Annotated in this window: 23 protein-coding genes and 1 pseudogene; 9 read left to right on the top strand and 15 right to left on the bottom strand. The window is 41.3% G+C overall.

Features of this window, described 5'->3' with window-relative positions; all coding sequences use genetic code 11:
• The 5 genes and pseudogenes from aroB to ABI367_RS04460 form a co-directional block, all read right to left on the bottom strand.
• A pseudogene (aroB, locus tag ABI367_RS04440) lies at positions 1-387 on the bottom strand (3-dehydroquinate synthase); the annotation flags it as partial.
• Between the two features lie 125 nt (positions 388-512).
• A complete protein-coding gene (gene eboC, locus ABI367_RS04445; protein WP_462230852.1) occupies positions 513-1403 on the bottom strand; it encodes a UbiA-like protein EboC in 891 nt (296 codons plus the stop codon).
• A gap of 5 nt (positions 1404-1408) precedes the next feature.
• Positions 1409-2395, bottom strand: coding sequence for a TatD family hydrolase (locus ABI367_RS04450; RefSeq protein ID WP_462230854.1), 987 nt, complete (start codon positions 2393-2395; stop codon positions 1409-1411).
• 12 nt (positions 2396-2407) lie between these two features.
• A complete protein-coding gene (locus ABI367_RS04455) occupies positions 2408-3238 on the bottom strand; it encodes an EboA domain-containing protein (RefSeq protein WP_462230856.1) in 831 nt (276 codons plus the stop codon).
• Between the two features lie 7 nt (positions 3239-3245).
• Entirely contained in the window at positions 3246-3623 is a 378-nt protein-coding gene (locus ABI367_RS04460; protein WP_462230858.1) for a transmembrane 220 family protein, read from the bottom strand.
• Between the two features lie 343 nt (positions 3624-3966).
• Between ABI367_RS04460 and ABI367_RS04465 the strand changes: the two genes are divergently transcribed.
• The gene (locus tag ABI367_RS04465; protein WP_462230860.1) at positions 3967-4350 is read left to right on the top strand and encodes a response regulator; all 384 of its coding nucleotides are present in this window, start codon (positions 3967-3969) and stop codon (positions 4348-4350) included.
• Positions 4351-4536: 186 nt separating this feature from the next.
• On the opposite strand, the gene ABI367_RS04470 is transcribed toward ABI367_RS04465, so the two are convergent.
• From ABI367_RS04470 to ABI367_RS04495, 6 genes are read right to left on the bottom strand one after another with little or no spacing between them, the layout of a single operon-like run.
• Positions 4537-4986 (bottom strand): SRPBCC family protein, encoded by a 450-nt coding sequence (locus tag ABI367_RS04470; RefSeq protein WP_462230862.1) that lies wholly within the window; start codon positions 4984-4986, stop codon positions 4537-4539.
• A 27-nt stretch (positions 4987-5013) separates the two neighbouring features.
• Positions 5014-5484 (bottom strand): SRPBCC family protein, encoded by a 471-nt coding sequence (locus tag ABI367_RS04475; RefSeq protein ID WP_462230864.1) that lies wholly within the window; start codon positions 5482-5484, stop codon positions 5014-5016.
• A 21-nt stretch (positions 5485-5505) separates the two neighbouring features.
• The gene (locus tag ABI367_RS04480; protein ID WP_462230866.1) at positions 5506-6000 is read right to left on the bottom strand and encodes an SRPBCC family protein; all 495 of its coding nucleotides are present in this window, start codon (positions 5998-6000) and stop codon (positions 5506-5508) included.
• A 12-nt stretch (positions 6001-6012) separates the two neighbouring features.
• Entirely contained in the window at positions 6013-6540 is a 528-nt protein-coding gene (locus ABI367_RS04485; RefSeq protein ID WP_462230868.1) for a DinB family protein, read from the bottom strand.
• A 10-nt stretch (positions 6541-6550) separates the two neighbouring features.
• Entirely contained in the window at positions 6551-6874 is a 324-nt protein-coding gene (locus tag ABI367_RS04490) for an ArsR/SmtB family transcription factor (RefSeq protein ID WP_462230870.1), read from the bottom strand.
• The gene (locus ABI367_RS04495) at positions 6855-7307 is read right to left on the bottom strand and encodes an SRPBCC family protein (protein WP_462230872.1); all 453 of its coding nucleotides are present in this window, start codon (positions 7305-7307) and stop codon (positions 6855-6857) included. The genes ABI367_RS04490 and ABI367_RS04495 overlap by 20 nt, the downstream gene beginning before the upstream one ends.
• Positions 7308-7440: 133 nt before the next feature.
• On the opposite strand from ABI367_RS04495, the gene ABI367_RS04500 reads away from it, so the two are divergent.
• The 3 genes from ABI367_RS04500 (at position 7441) to ABI367_RS04510 (ending at position 8660) form a co-directional block, all read left to right on the top strand.
• Positions 7441-7755: an ArsR/SmtB family transcription factor gene (locus tag ABI367_RS04500; protein ID WP_462230874.1), complete on the top strand. Its 315-nt coding sequence runs from the start codon at positions 7441-7443 to the stop codon at positions 7753-7755.
• Positions 7755-8213: an SRPBCC family protein gene (locus ABI367_RS04505; protein ID WP_462230876.1), complete on the top strand. Its 459-nt coding sequence runs from the start codon at positions 7755-7757 to the stop codon at positions 8211-8213. The genes ABI367_RS04500 and ABI367_RS04505 overlap by 1 nt, the downstream gene beginning before the upstream one ends.
• A 78-nt stretch (positions 8214-8291) precedes the next feature.
• Entirely contained in the window at positions 8292-8660 is a 369-nt protein-coding gene (locus tag ABI367_RS04510; RefSeq protein WP_462230878.1) for a VOC family protein, read from the top strand.
• A gap of 129 nt (positions 8661-8789) precedes the next feature.
• Here ABI367_RS04510 and ABI367_RS04515 read toward each other — a convergent pair whose 3' ends face one another.
• Positions 8790-9227 (bottom strand): helix-turn-helix domain-containing protein, encoded by a 438-nt coding sequence (locus tag ABI367_RS04515; protein WP_462230880.1) that lies wholly within the window; start codon positions 9225-9227, stop codon positions 8790-8792.
• A gap of 81 nt (positions 9228-9308) precedes the next feature.
• Between ABI367_RS04515 and ABI367_RS04520 the strand changes: the two genes are divergently transcribed.
• Positions 9309-10118 (top strand): CPBP family glutamic-type intramembrane protease, encoded by an 810-nt coding sequence (locus ABI367_RS04520; protein WP_462230882.1) that lies wholly within the window; start codon positions 9309-9311, stop codon positions 10116-10118.
• A 128-nt stretch (positions 10119-10246) separates the two neighbouring features.
• Here the strand turns inward: ABI367_RS04520 and ABI367_RS04525 are convergent, their stop codons facing one another.
• The gene (locus ABI367_RS04525; protein WP_462230884.1) at positions 10247-11212 is read right to left on the bottom strand and encodes a GlxA family transcriptional regulator; all 966 of its coding nucleotides are present in this window, start codon (positions 11210-11212) and stop codon (positions 10247-10249) included.
• Positions 11213-11307: 95 nt separating this feature from the next.
• Between ABI367_RS04525 and ABI367_RS04530 the strand changes: the two genes are divergently transcribed.
• Positions 11308-11634: a VOC family protein gene (locus ABI367_RS04530; protein WP_462230886.1), complete on the top strand. Its 327-nt coding sequence runs from the start codon at positions 11308-11310 to the stop codon at positions 11632-11634.
• Between the two features lie 206 nt (positions 11635-11840).
• Here the strand turns inward: ABI367_RS04530 and ABI367_RS04535 are convergent, their stop codons facing one another.
• Entirely contained in the window at positions 11841-13442 is a 1602-nt protein-coding gene (locus ABI367_RS04535; protein WP_462230888.1) for a glycoside hydrolase family 28 protein, read from the bottom strand.
• 502 nt (positions 13443-13944) lie between these two features.
• On the opposite strand from ABI367_RS04535, the gene ABI367_RS04540 reads away from it, so the two are divergent.
• From ABI367_RS04540 to ABI367_RS04550, 3 genes are all read left to right on the top strand, one after another.
• Positions 13945-15816 carry an acyltransferase family protein gene (locus ABI367_RS04540; RefSeq protein WP_462230890.1) on the top strand — a complete coding sequence of 624 codons (1872 nt, stop codon included), beginning with the start codon at positions 13945-13947 and terminating at the stop codon, positions 15814-15816.
• Between the two features lie 538 nt (positions 15817-16354).
• Positions 16355-17485 (top strand): lactonase family protein, encoded by a 1131-nt coding sequence (locus tag ABI367_RS04545; protein ID WP_462230892.1) that lies wholly within the window; start codon positions 16355-16357, stop codon positions 17483-17485.
• 265 nt (positions 17486-17750) lie between these two features.
• On the top strand, positions 17751-18179 hold the full coding sequence (locus ABI367_RS04550) for a VOC family protein (RefSeq protein WP_462230894.1): 429 nt from the start codon (positions 17751-17753) through the stop codon (positions 18177-18179).
• 59 nt (positions 18180-18238) lie between these two features.
• Here the strand turns inward: ABI367_RS04550 and ABI367_RS04555 are convergent, their stop codons facing one another.
• A complete protein-coding gene (locus ABI367_RS04555; RefSeq protein WP_462230896.1) occupies positions 18239-19879 on the bottom strand; it encodes a hypothetical protein in 1641 nt (546 codons plus the stop codon).
• Positions 19880-19898: the final 19 nt, after the last annotated feature.

A 19898-nucleotide genomic window follows, 5' to 3' on the forward strand; every position in this document is an offset into this window, starting at 1 on the left:
ATAACCCACCATATCCAGGATGGCCCCGCCGCCGATAGCGGCGACATAGCTGTGACGGTCAATATTGTACCGATTGATAAATTCAAGCACCCGGCCGAAATAGCTGGCGTCGTTTTTGACAATCTCCCCCCCCGGCATCAGTATAATTTCCGGCATCAGTTGCGCGGCTTTATGAATAGAAAAATAGCGCTTTATCTTGCCGGCTAATTCGGGTTTAGCTTTCATCACATCCTGATCAACCACAAATAAGATTTTTTTTATAGATGCCGACGTTGCATCTGCCACAATAAAATCATTGAAGCCTGTGTTAGACAACTCAAATAAATCTGTGGTAAAAAAGGTCTTGTACTCAAACCTCACACTAAACGACTGCTGTAAATATTCCATTTCTGAAAGCGAATATCCAAAACATAAATTGAATATATTCTACCTATCAAAAATTTGACCGAAATATTGACATAATTATATCCAGGCGACGAAAAATGGCTGATCTTATTGGGAGAATAAATTGACTACGTAACCGCAAACCATTTGGCAAACCATATAGATACCGGCAGCAAACAAGCGATAAATAGAGCTGGCCACACTGCACCAAAAGCCGCGGCCCAGGCGGCATCCATCAATATTAAGGAGATAACCCCCGCTTTAACGGCTCGACCAATATTGGGGCCTATGGGATTTTTAACAGCATTAGCCAGCGGCCGGTAAATCATCCAGGCAAAAGGCAGTAGCAAAATAAAAGTAGCTGATTTGCCCCGGGAGATAGCAAAGTACGCTATAGCGCCAATTACTATAGCATACAGTATACCGCCTATATACAAATTGCGCTTATTACCTCCATGTACTTCTCCCTGACTTATCATGGTAATAGAGAATATGTAGATAACAGGTACTACCGCAAGGTAATAAAACGTTGTAAGCATGGGCACTGAAATGCTAATACCTAACAATAAATTCAACCCACGGCAAATGCCCATATTAAGCGGCCCCACAAACGGATAATGCTTGCTTACCTTGTTATACAACAATGCAGCAACTGCTATGGCCACAGCTAATACGCCGGCGTGGTTGCTGTATGAAAAAGCAAAGCCAATACCCCATAATAGCAAAAATATGCCCAGCAAAGTCGCCTCCCGTAAAGTTATAGCTCCGCTGGGGATGGCTCGTTCGGGGCGTTCTGCTTTATCAAGCTCGGCATCAAAAACATCGTTAAAAACAATGCCGCCCGCGTATAAACCCATGGTAGATAAACAAAGCAATACCACCGGATAAAAACTATTGGCCGTAAAAGTAAGTTTATAAAAATAACCGGCTATAGCAACGCCCGCCAGCACATCGGCCACAGACGTGACAATGTTTGCCGGGCGCATCAGTTTTAAATAAACAGTAAATTTGCCTGCCATGTGGTTTACTTGATGATGATAGACGATTTATCAATACGCGGCTGCTGTCCGCCGCGTAAAATGGTATTGCCTTCAAATTTTTGGCTTTGGTCTATAGCGCCGCTTATAGCCGTAAAGTCTGCTTCATCAATTTGCCCGCTCTGGGCGAAAGCGGTAATGGCGTTGCGGTAAGTGATCAGCTCAATATCGGCATCACTGATACCCCTGATTTTCATTAAAGCAGCCGTTTTTGGTACAGCCAGCGGGTCGCTGATGCCCCAGTCGGCAGCGGAGTTAACCATAATACGTTCGGAACCATACTGTCTGGCAATTTCTACCATGCGCTCATTACCCATTTTAGTAAAGGGGTAAATAGTGAACGCCGCCCAGAAACCGCGGTCCAGCACTTCTTTCACCGTCTCTTCATTATTATGGTCTACAATGACTTTGTAGGGATCAAGGCCATGCTCCAAAGCAATGTCCATACTGCGGCGGGTACCACCTTTTTTATCGCGGTGCGGGGTATGTATCTGCACAGGCAGGCCTGCTTCTTTGGCCAGTTCCAGTTGCAGGCGGTAATATTTTTCTTCGGCAACGGTTTGGTCGTCAAAACCAATTTCGCCTATGCCTACAACACCTTCTTTGTAAATAAAAAGCGGCAGTATGTCCATTACCTGCTCGGCTAAAGCTTCGTTATTGGCTTCGCGGCTGTTGAGGCCTATGGTACTGTAATGTTTGATACCAAACTGCGACGACCTGAAACGCTCCCAACCTACCAAACTACTGTAATAATCGCGGAAACTATCCAACCCTGTACGTGGCTGACCCAACCAGAACGCCGGCTCAATTAGCGCTACCACCCCGGCATCGGCCATGGCCTGATAATCATCAGTCGTGCGCGAGGTCATATGCACATGCGGATCAAAAAACTTCATGCCTTTTATGCCGTCCAGACTCACCGGCGGCGAAAGAGGCTCATTTTTAATTTCTTCAAACGAATGGGTACAACACATATCTTTCTTTTTTTAGCCGGCGATGTTATCCCAGCTTAGGTTCTTAGTTGCTATAGCTTTTTCAAGCTCAGGGTATTTGTTTAATAACACTTTGGCAGGTGCAAAGTTTGAGGCGGCAATGGCCAACGCAGCGGCACGGCGGTCGGTTAACTTACCGTCCTCAAACAGGCGTTTAATATCCTCCAATAATTTTTCATCAATAAAAGGCCCAACAAGGCGCCACATTTGTAAGTTTAACTCGCGGCCGGCAGCCCAGCGCTCGTGGGCATAATCACTGATAATGTATGCCAGCTCTTTATTGGCGCGGGCATCTATGCCTACTATTTTACCTATATCTTTGTCTGTAAAAAAAGCTTTCAGTACCAACTGGTTCCAGGCAGGCTGATCCAGGTTTTGTGAAGGATACGGGTTGTTATACATGATAGCTTCCAGCACAACACCAATATTACTGCGAATACCTTCTGCACAGCGTTTAACCCAAAGTTCAGGATGTGCTAACAGCGACAGGCTTGAGTACAAGGCAACCTGCTCGCTCATTTCGGCGGCAAGGAAAAGGTTTTCGATATTGCGGAAATATGCTTCTTTGTTGGAGTTATCCAGATTAATTAACAGGTAAGCGCGGCCCAAGTGATCGACGGTCCAGCCGTCGATCGAAAAACCGGGGATAGCCTGAGCGACTGCCTCGCTTTGCCCAGGCTTAATTGCTAACATTGCTTTACCGGTTTTACGCGGCAATAGCATAAAAGCATTATTTAGCGGCCTGGCCTCTTCAATCCACAAAAAAATTTCGGGCGGTATGTTGGCCTGCAATATTTGTTTTAGGATAGGCTTTATCTCTTGCACGGCAGTATTAAATATGGATTACCACAAAATAATCAATGATCAACGCTGCCGAAATGATGAGCAAACCAAAAAACTCGCGGGTGTTTTCAATAAATGGCTTTTCGGCCTGCATGGTTTCTACCAGGCTCGGTGTACGGTATTTTACTACCCAATCGCGCACGCCATCTTTTTCGAAGAAAAGCTTTACGGCGTAGACCAGGTAAAAGGCGGTTAGCCCCAGGTAAACTTTAGGGTAATACATACCGAAACAGGCTAGTCCGCAGCAAGCAGCAACTGCTACGTAAATAGGCACCCATAGGTACCAGTCGATATCATTCAGGTTGAGGTAAGCAAATACCAGGAATGACAAGCAGAAGATCACGTTTACAATAATAAAAGCAGTCATGTTTTCTATCGGTACTAATCTACAATTATACTAATAAATTTTGTAGTTGGCGCGCGCCTCCTCGGTAAAATATCGTCCTGGAATCAAAGCCGGGTTTTGGGACCAATTCATCATTGGCTATCCGGCTTTCAGGAAATTTCGCTTTTTGTTTTTTCAATTTGCCAGCGCGCCCAGCAGGGAGAACGGCCAGTTTGATAACAATATGGTAAAAAAAATAAAATATTTCCGAAACACAATCGTTATAAATAGACATATATTTGTATAACAATTACCTATCAGTCTTTTCCCTAATATCGTCTGTCTACTTGGTTTCTAATTTATTAACGTTTAATTAAGAGAACTTATGGAAACAATTATGATACAGGAACCCGATGGCGCTACATTAGATGTAGTTAGCACCGCTTTGCGAATGAACGGCTACCGAATTTATAGTGTGGCGGATCGGAATGAAAATATACTGGAGATGATACGGGGCCATCACCCAAAACTTGTACTGCTTGATTGTTGGCTCAGCAAAACTTCAGGCAGGCAGATAGCTCATTGGATCAAGGCTCACTTTCCCCGCCTTCCTGTTATAGCTTTTAGCTGTGACGATAATATAGCCGAAGAATACAGGCGATTGGGCTTTGACGGTTACCTGAAAAAACCATTCGATATTGATGTACTTTACAACCTCATTGATAAACATCTCCACAGGCGCAAGCGTCAAATAAGCGAACATGCCTGATCTGGTTAACTATATCTCTTTTCAACAAGGGCATTAACACATAACGATACCCTTTTTAAAACAAAAGCCCCGCACTTGCAGGGTTTTGTTTTATCATTATCATTATGCCACAATAGGGGCTCGTAAGGCAGCATGGGTCGGCTTTTTAAACAATCTAAAATCGTAATTCTAAAATCTGAAATCGAATTACTCCGGCATTCCTTGTCCTTCGTCAATAAATTTTACCAAACTTTCGGTAATATGTCCTGTCCAGCCCTCATAGCAATTTTCATAACATTCAATGCCGGGCACAAGGCCTATATGGGTAAAGTTAATTTGTGTTAAATTATCCTTTTCAAGCAATTCAAAAACCACTTCTGTGCCATTCCATTCTTTTCGGTTATTTAACCAATGCAAATTGCAGTTAGTTACCTTCCAGACTACTTTTTTACCGGGTATTAGTTCGGCTATTTCAAAGTCAACAAAAGTTTTACCAAAGTCAACCCTAAATTTGTCGCTCGGTTTTTCAGCGCTGCCTGTAAAATTTTTGGCCCACCATTTATCTACCTGGCTTATTTTTTTCATGGCTTCCGCAGCGGAAGCGTTTACCTGTACAGTGCAGGTGAAATCTTGTTTTTCAATTTCAATTGCTTTCATGATATTGTAATTTTTAATTGATCACTCTTATATCTCGGTTTTTACTTCCTCATCCGCTTTTAAATGCGGTTGCCCTTTTCCGGTAGTGATGAGGTTTAACAAGCTATGCTGCAAAAAATAATTCCAGCCTTTAAAGCAGTCGTTATAACACTCGCTTTCAGGTACCAAACCCACATGGGTAAAATGCATTTCCGTTTTGCCGTCCTTTTCAGCGATCTCATACCGTATCTCGGTACCTGTCCATTCGGTTTTGTCTTCCAAAAAACTCAGATAGCTTTCGGTAACCAGCCAAACTACTTTTTGGTTAGGTATCACTTCGGTTAACTTTTGTTTGGAGTAGTGCATATCCGCAAAGCGCACTTCAAACTCGTCATTCAGTTTTTCTGATTGGCCCTTAAAATCTTCTGACCACCAGGCACGGATGTCATTAATAGCATTAAATACTTCTTCGGGGCTTTGATCTACCAATAAGGTAGTTGTAAAATTTTGTTCTTTCATGTCTAATGTTATTATAGATAATTAATGTTTTATTTTCCATTTGTCAGCTAACTCGGCGTTAAAACCGTCAGCATTTTTAGGATTAGGTTCTCCCTTTCCGACAGTAATTAAACTGTAAAGGCTATTTGTAATATAATTTCCCCAGGCGTCATAGCAAACTTCGTAGCATTCATATTCCGGTACCAGGCCCTGGTGTGTAAATGTTACTTTTGTTTTATCGCCTTCTGTAGTAATATCGAAAATGAGTTTAGTGTCGATCCATTCCGTTTTATCTGTAGTAAAGCTGAAATGATTATCCAAAACCTGGTAAACTATTTTTTTATTAGGGACTATTTCTACCAGTTTTATTTTACAGATATGGAGGTCTTTGTATTGATAAACGAATATACCACCCAGCTTATCTGTTGGGCCTTCTATTTCTTCAGACCACCAGCCGCGAAAATTCTTTATGGCATTAAATACTTCTTGGGCCGATTGGTCTACCAATATAGCAGTAGTAAAATCTTTTGCTTCCATAATTATAAATTTTTAAAATAATTTTTCAGCAGGTGGTGTAACACCCGCCAGCCTTAGGTATACCGTCGTTTGCCCGCGGTGATGTGCCTGATGTTCAAGGGCCTTACCCAAAGCAATTCTTTTTGTCATATCAAAACTGCCCGGCATTTTAATAGGTTCATCCAATTGCGCGTCAGTAAGCTTCCTGATCTCGCCTATTACAAAATCATAACTGGCCACCACTATCTTACTTACGTTAGCTTTAGATTTATCGGCGCCTTTTTCCCAGTGACCCTGTTCAAAAGGACTTTTAATACCAAGCGCCGCAGAAACAAGACCATAATTAGCATCTGCCAGGTGTAAGTTTTGCTCCGCAAATGAACGCATCTCAGGTGTAGGCTTTAAGGTATATTTACTTTCGGGCATGGCATCCAGGTATTCTTTGGTATACACCTTGGACCGCTCCCATTCTTTTACCAATTCGGCGGTTTTCACCTGCGCATTAGCCAGATGGCTCCCTATTAACAGGAAAAGGGCAATTGTTAAGTTTTTAAGTTTCATTTTTTTAATATTAGTTGGGTAATTTGCTGTTCAATAAATTTTCCAGTTTTTTCAGTTTAGATGCCCAGAATTCGTCGAAGTAGTTTAACCAGGCTTGCAATTCTTCAAATCCGTCTTTCTTCAGCATACAATAGCGTTCCCTGCCCATATCCGTAATGGAGATAAACCCTGCGGTTTCCAATATTTTAATATGCTTTGAAACTGCCGGACGACTCATGTCGAAATTCTCAGCCAGGCTATTAATGGTCAAACTATCGTTTGATAGCAGCATCAGCATTTTGCGCCTGCTGGGGTCGCCTATAACCTGGAAGGTATCAAGCGTTGGTATGGCCATGAGCTGAAGCGTTTAAAAGTTTTTCAATGTTCGGGAATTTTTCCAGCCAGCCATGCATTAGTCCGTGGTACATATCCAGGTTCTCGGCCTTCGCAAAGCCGCGGTGATCTAAAAACACTTCGGTACCATTCTCTTTGCGTTCCAGTTGCCAGGTCACTACAGATTCCAGCGTGATGTGCCCCTCGCCCGGCCCGCAGTTCCACGAGTAGCTTAATGTTTTTAAAGGTTCGATGTTTAAAACCTTGCAATAAAAAATACCGTCAAAATTCAAATTGGGTTTACCCCCCGTCCTGAATTGAAACTCATGACCCAAAACCGGTTGGAAATCATTTTTCATGAGCCATTGGCCCATCAGGTCAGAATTTGTCAGGTATTCCCAAACCGTCTCAACAGGATGAGCGAAGAAATACTGGTGTTTAATAACTTTTGCCATAATAAGTAACTTTTAAGTTACCCAAATGTATAAGTAACTTCTGAGTTACGCAAATTTATTTTTTAATATTTTTTAAAATCTCATTTTTTGTTGTAAGTTTACACTTACGGTAAGCAAACACTTACAATAATTTATGAGCACAAGCAGCACAGCTTTTAAGGCCCTGGGAGATTCAACACGCAGGGCAATATTTGAAAAATTACAAGAGCGGCCTTTGGCTGTTGTTGATATTGCCAATGGTTTACACGTAAGCCGCCCGGCAGTATCTCAGCATCTCAAAGTTTTGAAAGAAGCCAAACTGATAACCCTCAAAACAGTTGGCAATAACAATATCTATGAGCTAAACCGTGAGGGCATACTTGCCATGCGCAATTACCTTGATAGATTTTGGGAGGATGCCTTAATGAATTTTAAAAAACTGGCCGAAGAAACTGAAAAAAATAAATAATGGAAACGATCAATTTAACATCTATTAAAAAAGACTTTTTAGTAGAAGCCTCGCAACAAACAGCTTTTGAGGTATTTACTAAAAAAATGGACCTCTGGTGGCCGCGAACCCATCATATAGGCAGCACCGACATGACCGAAATAGTAGTAGAACCGCACGTAGGCGGCCGCTGGTATACCAAACATATTGATGGTAGCGAGGCGAATGTAGGGCATGTGCTGACTTATGACCCCTATAGTCTTTTTGTGCTATCCTGGGAGATAAACGGCGATTTTAAATGCGACCCCGACCTGGCAACCGAAGTAGTAACAGAATTTATTGTTGAAGGACCAAAAACCACCCGTATAAAATTTGAGCATAAGGACCTGCATAAACTGGGCAGCGGCAAAGTAGTAGAAAGCATGAACGAAGGCTGGGGTACTATACTGAACCTTTATAAACTATTTGCCGAACATTAAAAGTCACCTCATTAGTAAATACTGTAAGCGATAATATTATTATACTAACTAAATACAATCACCTTTAAATTAAAATTTATGGCAAATGCAATCAACTGGTTTGAAATTCCAGCTAAAAATTTTGAGCGTGCAAAAACATTTTACGAAACTGTACTGGGTATTGATATGATGATGCCTTTTCCCGGTACAAAGTATGCGATGTTTCCCGCGGATATGCAACAAGGCGAAGTTGGCGGCGGGCTGGTTGAAGAAGAAGGCTATGAACCTTCGCAACAAGGCAGCCTGATATACCTAAATGGTGGCAACGATCTGGATGTGCCGTTAGCAAAGGTAGAAGCCGCTGGCGGAAAGGTAACCCTGCCCAAAACCTCCATAGGCGAAAACGGCTTTACTGCCCGTTTTACGGATACCGAAGGTAACCGGGTGGCCTTCCATTCTATGAGCTAAGTTAATTGGATTTCCGCAGGGCCTCTTGTTACGGCCCTGCGGATTTGAAACGCTTAATTATTACTATTCGGCATATTAACCAATCTGCGATAACCAAAGTAGTTTTCAATAACCAGAAGCGTGAGGGGATTATTTCCAAATCCAATAAAGAATTGCTGCATAAATTACACACCCTGTAAGCAACATATTCAATGTTTCAAACAAAGTCTCAGGAAATGTTGGGGATTGAATTACAAAAGCGGAAAATACCAGCACCAATACAACCAACGAGCTAATGCTTAATATCCATTTTCTAGCCAGGTTGGGTTTAACCGGGTTTGTTTTAACAATAATACGATTGGTATCATCAGTTACATCCAGGCTTATATGTTCGGCCAGTTGGCGCCATGTATACATGCGTGGCATTACTTCGGCATTTTCAATACGCTGTAATGAGCGCAGGCTGATGCCGGCAAGGTTAGCCAATTCTTTTTGTGTAAGCGGCCTTTTTAGTCGCCCTTCTTTAACTAATCTGGCGGTTTGTTCGCGCGACAACGCTGATATTTCGGGTATGACGTTTAACGACATTTAAACGACAAATTATGTGGATTGCTTTTATCCATATCCGAAGGTAGTAATTTAGCGCTTACAACAAAAAACAATTCGGCAATGAAAAACTATTTCAACACGCATCCAAATATTTCACGCTTCATTGTAGGGGCAATATTAATTACTGCCGCGTTATTAGGAAGTGCGTTTATCCATATACCTTTTGTACCCGTTGGTTTAGTATTAGTTGTATTTATAAGCTGGCTTATGTTCCGCAGTGAGGGTAAGAACTTAAGCGTACTGGGTTTTGACCTTAAAGCCAGCCACCTCCTATTGATCCCTTTTGGCCTGTTGCTTGGCATCGCTTCGTTCCTTTTGTCGTTTTATGTAGGTGTATGGGTGCGGCATGATCAGGTTATGGTTAGCAAAACAATTGACTGGGGGATGCTTATAACCGAATTTTGGAGGGTGTTGCCAACAGCAGCAGTACAAGATTTTTTGGTGGTGGGCTATTGCTATACCAAACTAATTCAATTAACTAACAAACGGATAGCTACATTAATGTTTGCGCTATTTTTTATTGCTATGCACGATGTTTGGGGAGGATATATAGTTAACACCCTTTTTTACGCTTCGGGCCTGTTTATGGGTTATTTGATGTTCTCCACCTCGTTTTTGCGCTCGGGAAGTATATGGTTGCCAATTGGCCTGCATTGGGGAAACAATTTTGCCAATTCATGCCTGTTTACTTTCAATCGCACTTCAACTTCGTGGTTGTACTTAAATACCCAGCATAGTAACCTTAACGTCTGGCAAGCCGTTGGCCTATTTATTGCGCTTATTATTGGCGCGGTATGCGTAATTATAATTACCAGGTTAGTGTGGCGAAAAAATTTATTTATGGAACGAGAGTACCCACAAAAAGAATAATAAGTTAAGCTTCAGCGAATTTAAATTAGCCTATGTTGGTGTTGTTGCTAACATGCAACGTAAATATATCAATTGCATTTATTTAAGCATTATAACACCAACAAAGGCGGAAGAACATCTAATCAAATTTAATCAGCAAATCTTTTGCGGTAATCAATGGGTGACAGGTCTGTGTATTTCCTAAACACTCTTCTAAAAGCATCAATGTCTGTATATCCTGTTTCATAAATGATCTCGTTAACGGTCTTTTTGGCGACTTCAAGTTGCTTTTTTGCAAATTCTACTTTTACCCGCTGGATATATTCAAGAATAGAATTACCGGTGCACTGCTTAAAATGTCGTTCAAACGTTCGTCTACTAACACCGAATTTATCACAAACTTCATCAACGCTGAACATGAAGGTGGGATTTTGTTCAATCAATTCCTGCGTCTGAAGCACGATGGCATGGCCATGCTGCTTTTGTCCGATGAAAATTGCGAAAGGATTTTGGCTCTTTCGCTCGATATCGATCTCGAACATCTTAGACGCTAATATCGATACCTCGCGGCCCAAATGCTTTTCAATAACATAAAGGATCAGGTTGAGATAAGAGAAACCGCCACCGCAGGTATATATCCCCTGCTCATCGGTGATAATGCTATCATCTATCACTGTCACTCCGGGGAAACTGGCTTTAAACTCATTCTTTGCCGCCCAGTGCACCGCACATTTTTTACCATCCAGTAAGCCGGTAGAGGCTAAATAGAACGAACCCACGCAAAGGCATACTATCTCCGCCTTATTGCGATATTGATTAGTTAGCCAGTCTGTATATTTTTTATTCTGTAATATGGCTTCCTGGAAATTGCCGCATAGTAATGGGATAACGATCACGTCCGTTTTGGTTACCTCGTCAATAGTCTTATCCGCGTTTACTGAATACAATCCATTGTTGAGTTTCGTACGCTTTTCACAGCCAACTATCTCAATCGTATAAAAAGCCGGCTTTCCCTGGTAACGCATAAAATCATTCACCCGGCTAAATATTTGGTGGGCACTGTCAATGCTGGTTAGTGTCGCATCATAAAGCGGCAGGATCGAAATATGTTTCATGGCTTAAATTTAGGCAATCAAAATGGCGCAATCAACAGGTAAGAATGTCGTATTCGCCATGCCAGCACAACTACCATCGCGTTTAACTTTGAACTATGAAAGCATTAGAAATTATTATGCTGCCTGTCAAGGACAGACAGCAAGCCAAAGAATTTTATTTAAAGCTGGGATTCCAGATAGTGATTGAAGCTACGGACCCGCACGGCGAGGAATGGATACAAATGAATCTGCCTGGGGGGAATACCACGATATCGCTGTCAAGCTTCCAGGCCATTATTGCCGAAACGGATGATATTGAAGCAGAGATTAAACAACTAAAGAAAAAAGATATAGAGGTTGGCCCAATTGATGACACGCCCTGGGGCAGGTTCGCCTGGTTAAAAGACCCGGACGGGAACAGTTTATGCTTGCACCAAAAATAAGTTATTAAGCATACAAACCTGCTTTGATGGCATGTCTCTCATGGAGGATCCTGCATTGAAAGATGTTTAATCAAAATCCGCAGTGTCCCTTTAGGGGACCTTGCGGAGATAAAGATTTATGGCTAATCCCTCATTGCTGGCGCACGCGGGTCGCGTTTTACTTTACCTATTTATAGCACACACGTGCGCCAGCGAAAGATGTACATTTAATCAACCCTAACGGCGCCATTAGGTACAGTTGCTGCTATTTTTATTTTGCCCGCCGGCTTTTTTAGTCCGGTAACTTTTATCCCGCTACTTTTTCCCCCATCAACCGTTAAAACAGCGAATGGCGCTTTAGTCACTTTAGGGTTTAGCCAAAGCACATTTTCACAATTTACCAATTTTATAGCCGAGTTAGTAATTTCAGATTGTACGATATTCAACTGGCTAATTTTCGCATCCTTTACGTCATCCATAATAATTTGCGGCCGTGCATCTGTGTTGAGGGTTTGCAGAGTGATATTTTGCAGCACAATACCTTTTACGTGGCGCATATATAAACCACTTGCGGGTAGCGTAACGCCAAACATCCTGTTTTCAGGGTAAGCGGTTTCATTTTCAGGCAGCGGCGCGGCGGCTTCGGCAGCAGTACCATTACCGGGCGTGCTGATCCTGATATTTTTTAATGTCACGTTCTCTACATCATAACCAGGGTATCCAGTTATGCTCGAGGTAATTTTACTATGGCTAACCGCGGTGACATTGCTGATGGTTACATTATGCAGATAACCCGGATCAAACGTGGCCGGGTCCTTACTTTTTGTGGTACCGCGTTTACCCAGTTTGATAAAAATAGGCGTTTGCACATCGTCCATAACTATATTGTTGATGGTGACATTGTCGGTTTTACCTCCGTCAACATTTTCAATCGAGATACCGGCTATGGCCGTTACCGGCTGGTCAACAAACTTAAGGTGCTGCTGCCAATGGCGAAACAGGTCATGAGATGCCTTATGAATAGTAATGTTACTAATATTTATATTCCTGAACCCGCTGCGCGAGCTTGTACCAAATTTTATGGCACCACAGTTGGTAGCTACGGTGCAGTTACGAATGGTCACATTTTCGCATGGGATATTATCGTCATCGCTTTTAAGGCAAATGCCATCATCGTCCGAGTCAATATTACAGTTTTCTATCAGCACATTTTTGCTGTCGATGTCTATACCGTCATTGTTCAGGTTAGCATGGTTATATACCTGTACACCTTTTATATGCAGGTTTTCGCAGCGCACATAGGTCTCCATCCAGTGCGCCGAATTGCGCAGGTGTATATTCAGCACCTCTATATCTTTACAGTTTACCATGGTAATGATATTTGGCCGTATGCCATGATAATCGGGCGCGGTGTCATCGCCTAACTGAAAAGCCGCGGCGGCACCGTTGCCATTAATGGTGCCACGCCCTGTTAAGGCAATATGATGTACATCAAGGGCTACTATCAACGCCCAGGTAGGTTTTTTACCGTCTGCTGATTGAGGCTGCGGATAATCTTTACTATCGGGACTGCCTTTTATTTGGGCACCTTTTGCCAGGTACAGTTCCACATCGTTTTTAAACACAATGGTACCAGACATAAACACACCTGCCGGCACAATAACGCGTCCGCCATGCTCGGCACTACATTTATCAATAGCCGCCTGTATGGCCCTGGTATTGATAGTTTTACCATCTGCTTTCGCGCCATAAGCAAGTATGTTATGATCAGCTGCAAAAACTGAAAATGAAATAGTTAATAGCAAAAAAAAGAAAAGAAATTTCATCATATAAAATATAACGATATAGTCATAACAGGCTTTGTAAATATTGCGATAAAATTTGACTTAGCTGTTAAACAAGCTTATCTTTTGTGGTACTACTTTTGATGTATACGCGTTAAATACAATATGATGAAAGCCGATCTATTGCTGCAAGCGGAGCGTTTGCGGCAGCCGGGGAGCCACGTATGCTTTGCTAACCCTTTAAATAAAATATGCAATAAATGCCAAAGCCAATCAGCAACGCTAAAAAAATGACCAATATAAAATAAGACACAGGTCGCTCAAAATTTAAATTCCAACCCAATCCATCTTCTCTTACGATAAATATCGGCCCTTTCTTTTGCTTTGTCATAATACTAAGTTAATGCTTTTTCGTATATTTTTGTCGTCCGTAGGATTTCTCGAAGTGGCCCCTGCCAGTGCAGGTGATTTAAAACAACGTATGGTACTTTTCAGGATACCCTCGGGTACAAACAAAAATTAATTATAATTTTTACCTTAGGCATTCATGAGCCAATCCTATCATTTAAAATTCAGATATGATATAAATGCGTTAAGGGCAATCTCCGTTATTGGCGTACTGCTTTTTCATTATAAAGTTCCTTTTTTTGAGGGCGGCTTTGCAGGGGTTGATGTTTTCTTTGTTATTTCGGGGTATCTGATGAGTAAAATTATTATTAACGGACTTAACTGTAATAATTTTTCGCTATTAGAATTTTATGGACGAAGGCTAAAAAGAATCGTCCCCGCCCTGTTGGTTTTAATACTGGCATTAACACTTGCCGGCTTCTTTATTTATTTTCCGGATGCTTACCGGCTCAATGAGCAAAATGCTGCTGCAAGTATCTTGTTTATTTCAAACATAGTTTACTGGAAAAGCGCCGGCTATTTTGTAGAAGCGTCTGACACCAATATATTATTGCATACCTGGTCATTATCTGTTGAGTGGCAGTTTTACCTTGTCTACCCAATAATTTTATTGTTTGCGCATAAGTTCCTCAAAAACAAAAAAAGATACTTATACGCGTTTATTACCGTCATACTACTAACCTACCTGGCAGCAATATTTTACACTACAATTGATAAAGACGGATCTTTTTATCTGCTGCATAGCCGCGTATGGGAAATGATGTTTGGCGGTCTTGCCTTTTTATGCGAAGATTTAGCACAAAATATCAAACCTTTGATACGAAAAATTATAGCCATTGCCGGTTATAGCATAATATTGCTTTCCTTCTATCTTTTAGACAGCAATATGGATTGGCCGGGGCCGTACACCATAGTGCCGGTATTTGCTGCATTCCTAATTATTATAGCCAATTGCAATTTTAAGACCTTAAAGTTTAGCGTAGTGCAGGGTACAGGTAAAATATCGTATTCGTTGTATTTATGGCATTGGCCGGTTTATGTTGTTGCACAATACCTTGGTTTCGATATAAATACAACAACTGTTTTGTTGTTAACGCTGATATCATTTATACTGGGGTATGCGTCCTATAGATATGTTGAATCGTTTAGCTTTACCAATAACAGGCCTATTTTGGCATACGCACTCGGGCTGGCAATAATTACCGGATCATTAGCTTACACTGATGTAAATAAAATTGCGTTTAAACATGATGCATTGATGGTAGCAGGGTACAATACAAGGCATCCTGAAGGCACCAAACTAAGTACCAGCGGATGTTTTTTAACCGCTAATAAAAAACGAAGCGATTACAATGAAGCCGCCTGCCTTACTATAAAACCCGCGGTTAAAAATTTTTTATTAATAGGCGATAGTCATTCTGCAGATTTATCGGAGCCTTTTAGAAAACGCCTTAAAAATCAAAATATAAATATAATGGTTGCCACCGCAACCGGGTGCTATCCGTTTATTGCTCAAAAAGGAGGCGACAAGCTTTGCTTAGGGTTGATTGACTACACCCTTAAGGTATTTGTAAAAAAAAATGCTGATAAAATTGATGGAGTAATCATTAGCGCTAACTGGGTTAAAACAAGGCCGGGTAACCGTAAACAGTTAGAAAAAGATTTGCAGGGTACAATAGCGTATCTTGAAAAATACAAGTTAAAGGTAATTGTTGTTGGGCAAAGCGAAGCGTATACAATAACTTACCCAATCTTAAAAGCCAAAGAGCTGCAATTTAATACCAGGCTTACCAACGACTACCTCAGGCAGCAATGTTATGTGGTTAATAGTTTTTTAAAGCAAAGGTTCAAACCTTATTATGTAGAAATTATCAACAAAAACCAATTTCCTGCACTGGGCGCAGATTATACCCCATATATTTTTGATAAAGATCATTTTACTCCCTATGGCGGCGATTTGGCCGTCAGCAAAATATTGGCTGATACAATTGGTAAAAGGCTTTTTTATTAAGTATAGCATCAAAACAACCGCAGGGTCCCTTTTAGGAGAATCTGCGAGGACGAAAAGATATATAAATCGTCTTTTTTGTTTCTAACCCCCATAATTTTAACCGGGATGTGATACGGCTATTGCCCAATTTATATCGCCTTTCAATTGTCGTTCGACTATCTTGGCATTCTAAATATTCCTGGCATACTTTGCGCTTAAATTCCTCGCTGTACTGGCTTTGCCATTTGCCGCCATACACTTTTGAATATCTTTCCATTTTTGTTTACTGTTGGGTAAACCTATTTCAGGACAAGACAATGGTTTACCTATATAGCGTACCACAAGCGAGACACTTGCCTTAGCAACGGGTGAAGTTGTTAATTAATCCGGTAGCCGGACCTCAAATTGTAAACTCGCGACAGTCAAAATTTATAATTAAATAATACTGTAAGGAATCAAAGATATTACCGACTAAATAAATAATGATTAAGAGTTATAATTTAAACTATTAATCTCTTAATACCGTAAATACAAAAGCCTGATATTAAACTTATTTTTTATGAAGAAAAAATCAATTAGCATAATAGTTTTTCAATTTTTGGCTTTTACAGTTTTTTTATTGTTTTCATGTAAAAAAAGTTCAAATGTAGCTCCCGCTGATGTGACTTTGTCAGACATAGGCAGTTTGTTCATACAAACCAATGAAACATCAGGAAATAGAATACTTCAATATAACAGATCAGAGTCAGGGAAGCTAACCTATGTAGCATCATATGAAACAAGGGGATTAGGTACAAGTGCTGGTCTTGGCAACCAGGGTTCAATCATATTAAGTGATAATAAAAAATTTGTAATTGTTACCAACGCACAAAGCAATGATATAAGTACTTTTAAGTTTGATAATAATAAATTAATTTTTGTTGGTGTCTACCCGTCGTTAGGTATTAAACCTATTAGTGTTACCCAAAAAGGCAATCTGGTATATGTTTTAAATGTTAGTAGTGATCAGGTGGCCGGGTTTACTATTTCTGATAAAGGTGAACTTATCCCTATTGCAGGTTCCATTCAATCGCTTAGTGGTGTTAATGTATTGGGTGCCCAAATCTCTTTTGTACGTCCAAACGTATTAGTTGTTACAGAACGTCAATCAAACAATATAAGCACGTTTGTTTTAAATAATATGGGTTCAGCAGGTAACAGGCAAACAGTAAAATCTTTTACTAATACACCTTTTGGTTTTGGAGTTGGTGCCGAAGGGCGTATATATGTTACCGAAGAGAACGTGGGTGTTAGTACCGGCGGACAATTATCATCATACGCTATTACACCATCAGGTGACGTTAATTTTATATCAACATTTCGTACAGGTGAGTTGGGAATTTGCTGGGCAGTAGTAAATAGTAAAGAAACAGCAGTGTTTGCTACAAACACAACAAATAACACTATATCATCATTTGGTTTAACTGGGGTAACGGGAGTTATAAAAACGCATTTTATCTCACAAAACCTCGGCTCCGGATTTGCTCCAATAGATATTGCATTAAGTAAAAATGATAATTTTGTTTATGTATTAAATTCAAAATCTAATCAAATATTGGGTTATGCAGTTGCCGACGGGGCTTTGGCACCAGTATCTGGTTCAGAAATTTCAAGACTGCCAATCGCGGCCAACGGCTTGGCAGTTTATTAATATAACCTTGCTACCTAACAATACCCCCCGCTATCCGAACGTCTCTGACTTCGGATTACTATGCCTGTAGTCTGCGACTACAAAATATGCTTTTTGTTCAATAACACGTTAGTCCTAGTTTACAATCCCCGACTAACCTGTATCGTAATTTGTCCTTATTACCACCTATTTATGTCGCTTTTAGCCGCCCTCTGTTTAAAACAAGCCAATATATTTGTTATTATTAAAATTAACTTTTTAAAAAAACCAAACTTAAAATAACCTTATGAGAACAATCAACCCGTGGATCAACTTCAATGGAAATGCTGAAGAGGCATTTACTTTTTACAAATCGGTTTTTGGCGGCGAGTTCACAAAGATCGTTCGCTTTAAAGAACTTTCAAGCCCCGAATTCCAGGTACCGGAAAGCGAAGCAGATAAAATAATGACCATTGTTTTGCCCCTGGGAAAACACAATAGGTTAATAGCTAATGATGTTCCGGAATTTATGGACCGGGTAAATGAAAACGAAAACAGGTTTAAAATATTAATTAGCGCCGAAAGCCGTGACGAAGCCGACAAGCTGTTTGCCGGCTTATCAGCAGGCGGAGATATTGAAGGGCCCATTGGCGACAGTCCCTGGGGTACATACGCCGGAATGTTTAGAGACAAATATGGTATTGAGTGGATCATAGAATTTGATCCCGAACTATAACGGGTAAAACAAAATAGCCTGCAAGTATGATTTGTAGGCTATTTTATTTCTACTTACAACTAATAGTCCTGGTTTGGTTTGGCTATGGTGTTATTTACGGCTTGCATACCTAAGCGCTCTTTAAGCTGGGTTAGGTACAGGCTTCTTGGTGTAACGTGCTTGTCTAACGACTCAATGAACCCTCTTGGCTTGGTCAGATCCTGCAGCGGCTTGTTATAAATAACCGATGCTGTACCAATATGGCCGAAAGAATAATTTTTGGCTCCGGGCGGACTTTGTATCAAAAAGTCGCCCTCGCAGTTCCAAAATACAATATTGGCACCGGCCCAGCCTATAATGTAATCCCAATAACGGGCTGTTAATGGTGCTTTCACATTATCATATAGCACTCCATTTACCCAATGGTTATGTGGTTCGCTGGTTGAGTATGGGTTAACCGCCGTACAATCCAAAAATACGTTGCCGCTTGCTTCTGATTGTTGCAATACAAAATTGTGCCTTCCTTTTTGCGAGAAGCAACGCTGTACCAAAGTAAGCTGTCCCAGCACATGGTAAATAAACCGGCGACCACCCGCACGCACCGATACCGGCTCCCACGATTGGCAGTCCTGTACAGTTATCCATTTTGAACCTGCATTAACCTGCACTACACTGCTTACAAAGTGCATAGCCGTCATATTACGCACCCAGCCGTTTTTGCTATTGCTAAAATTGATAAAGTTGGAATAATGGTTCTCGTCCGAGAAATATTCCTCGCCATTATACTCGGCAGCCGTCACATTATCGGGCCTGTCCATATTACCGTATTTGGTTGTGCGCACAGTTGGGTCATATTCAGATATGCCGCGCAGGTTCTCCACAGCAACGTTTTCTATACGCTCATCATCATATTTAACCACATCTCCACCACCCCAACGGGTTTCAACCGCGGTAAAAATAGGGGCATCTACAGTTATGGTATTTCCTTTAACATCAGTTATAACACGGTCATAGGTTATAGTAAACGGGCGCCACCGGTTTCTTCCGGCGCTTACACTGTCTTCGCCAATGAATTTTATCCAATCCTGGTTACCGTAACGGCGCACTAAAACTTTATCGCCAACTTTAAATGTCTTAGCCGATGCCACATTAAACGAGCGGGCACCAACCGGCACATAATTGGTGGTAATAGTTTGCTTGGTGGCTTCCTGCACGGCAATACCTTTATCGCCACTTATATTGATCAGTGCGGGGCGCGCAGCGCGTCCGGTTGGGCGCGGCTTAACGGTTTTTCCATATAATATGGTGCCTATTTCGCTCATGCCCTCGCCACGTAGTATCACGCCTGATGCTTTTATATACAATGGCTTATCAAGCGGATAAAAACCCATTTTTAAAAGCACTGCTCCCCTAAAGCCTGATGCATCTAACGGCATAGCCGAAACTTTATCAATGGCAGCTTGAACGTTGTCCGAGTTATCGCCTGCTACGGGCCAAACAGTAACCTTATTAGGTATATAGGGTATTGCAGACCCTCCGCCCCTATATCCGGCGTTAGAAAAATCGGGGATCTTGTTACCCAGGCTATCGGCTACATAAACTAATTTGCCATCAACCCCCGGGTATACCAGTGAAGTTGAAGGTAAAATATCCTGAGCATGGCACAGCAAAGTGCCGGCAAACAGCGAAAACAATGTCGCAGTGTAAAGTTTAATTCTCATAATAGGTTAAGTTTTATTG

The organism is Mucilaginibacter sp., from assembly GCF_039935595.1.
GTDB lineage: Bacteria > Bacteroidota > Bacteroidia > Sphingobacteriales > Sphingobacteriaceae > Mucilaginibacter.

What these genes read in the sequence shown, in the direction of transcription:
- ABI367_RS04510 (WP_462230878.1), top strand. Translation starts at nt 8,292, where the DNA reads ATGGCAAATGCAATCAACTGGTTTGAAATTCCAGCTAAAAATTTTGAG.
- ABI367_RS04460 (WP_462230858.1), bottom strand. Translation starts at nt 3,623, where the DNA reads ATGACTGCTTTTATTATTGTAAACGTGATCTTCTGCTTGTCATTCCTG.
- ABI367_RS04450 (WP_462230854.1), bottom strand. Translation starts at nt 2,395, where the DNA reads ATGTGTTGTACCCATTCGTTTGAAGAAATTAAAAATGAGCCTCTTTCG.
- ABI367_RS04480 (WP_462230866.1), bottom strand. Translation starts at nt 6,000, where the DNA reads ATGGAAGCAAAAGATTTTACTACTGCTATATTGGTAGACCAATCGGCC.
- ABI367_RS04515 (WP_462230880.1), bottom strand. Translation starts at nt 9,227, where the DNA reads ATGTCGTTAAACGTCATACCCGAAATATCAGCGTTGTCGCGCGAACAA.
- ABI367_RS04535 (WP_462230888.1), bottom strand. Translation starts at nt 13,442, where the DNA reads ATGATGAAATTTCTTTTCTTTTTTTTGCTATTAACTATTTCATTTTCA.
- ABI367_RS04500 (WP_462230874.1), top strand. Translation starts at nt 7,441, where the DNA reads ATGAGCACAAGCAGCACAGCTTTTAAGGCCCTGGGAGATTCAACACGC.
- ABI367_RS04485 (WP_462230868.1), bottom strand. Translation starts at nt 6,540, where the DNA reads ATGAAACTTAAAAACTTAACAATTGCCCTTTTCCTGTTAATAGGGAGC.
- ABI367_RS04520 (WP_462230882.1), top strand. Translation starts at nt 9,309, where the DNA reads ATGAAAAACTATTTCAACACGCATCCAAATATTTCACGCTTCATTGTA.
- ABI367_RS04470 (WP_462230862.1), bottom strand. Translation starts at nt 4,986, where the DNA reads ATGAAAGCAATTGAAATTGAAAAACAAGATTTCACCTGCACTGTACAG.
- ABI367_RS04525 (WP_462230884.1), bottom strand. Translation starts at nt 11,212, where the DNA reads ATGAAACATATTTCGATCCTGCCGCTTTATGATGCGACACTAACCAGC.
- ABI367_RS04550 (WP_462230894.1), top strand. Translation starts at nt 17,751, where the DNA reads ATGAGAACAATCAACCCGTGGATCAACTTCAATGGAAATGCTGAAGAG.
- ABI367_RS04495 (WP_462230872.1), bottom strand. Translation starts at nt 7,307, where the DNA reads ATGGCAAAAGTTATTAAACACCAGTATTTCTTCGCTCATCCTGTTGAG.
- eboC (WP_462230852.1), bottom strand. Translation starts at nt 1,403, where the DNA reads ATGGCAGGCAAATTTACTGTTTATTTAAAACTGATGCGCCCGGCAAAC.
- ABI367_RS04545 (WP_462230892.1), top strand. Translation starts at nt 16,355, where the DNA reads ATGAAGAAAAAATCAATTAGCATAATAGTTTTTCAATTTTTGGCTTTT.
- ABI367_RS04540 (WP_462230890.1), top strand. Translation starts at nt 13,945, where the DNA reads ATGAGCCAATCCTATCATTTAAAATTCAGATATGATATAAATGCGTTA.
- ABI367_RS04490 (WP_462230870.1), bottom strand. Translation starts at nt 6,874, where the DNA reads ATGGCCATACCAACGCTTGATACCTTCCAGGTTATAGGCGACCCCAGC.
- ABI367_RS04530 (WP_462230886.1), top strand. Translation starts at nt 11,308, where the DNA reads ATGAAAGCATTAGAAATTATTATGCTGCCTGTCAAGGACAGACAGCAA.
- ABI367_RS04475 (WP_462230864.1), bottom strand. Translation starts at nt 5,484, where the DNA reads ATGAAAGAACAAAATTTTACAACTACCTTATTGGTAGATCAAAGCCCC.
- ABI367_RS04555 (WP_462230896.1), bottom strand. Translation starts at nt 19,879, where the DNA reads ATGAGAATTAAACTTTACACTGCGACATTGTTTTCGCTGTTTGCCGGC.
- ABI367_RS04505 (WP_462230876.1), top strand. Translation starts at nt 7,755, where the DNA reads ATGGAAACGATCAATTTAACATCTATTAAAAAAGACTTTTTAGTAGAA.
- ABI367_RS04465 (WP_462230860.1), top strand. Translation starts at nt 3,967, where the DNA reads ATGGAAACAATTATGATACAGGAACCCGATGGCGCTACATTAGATGTA.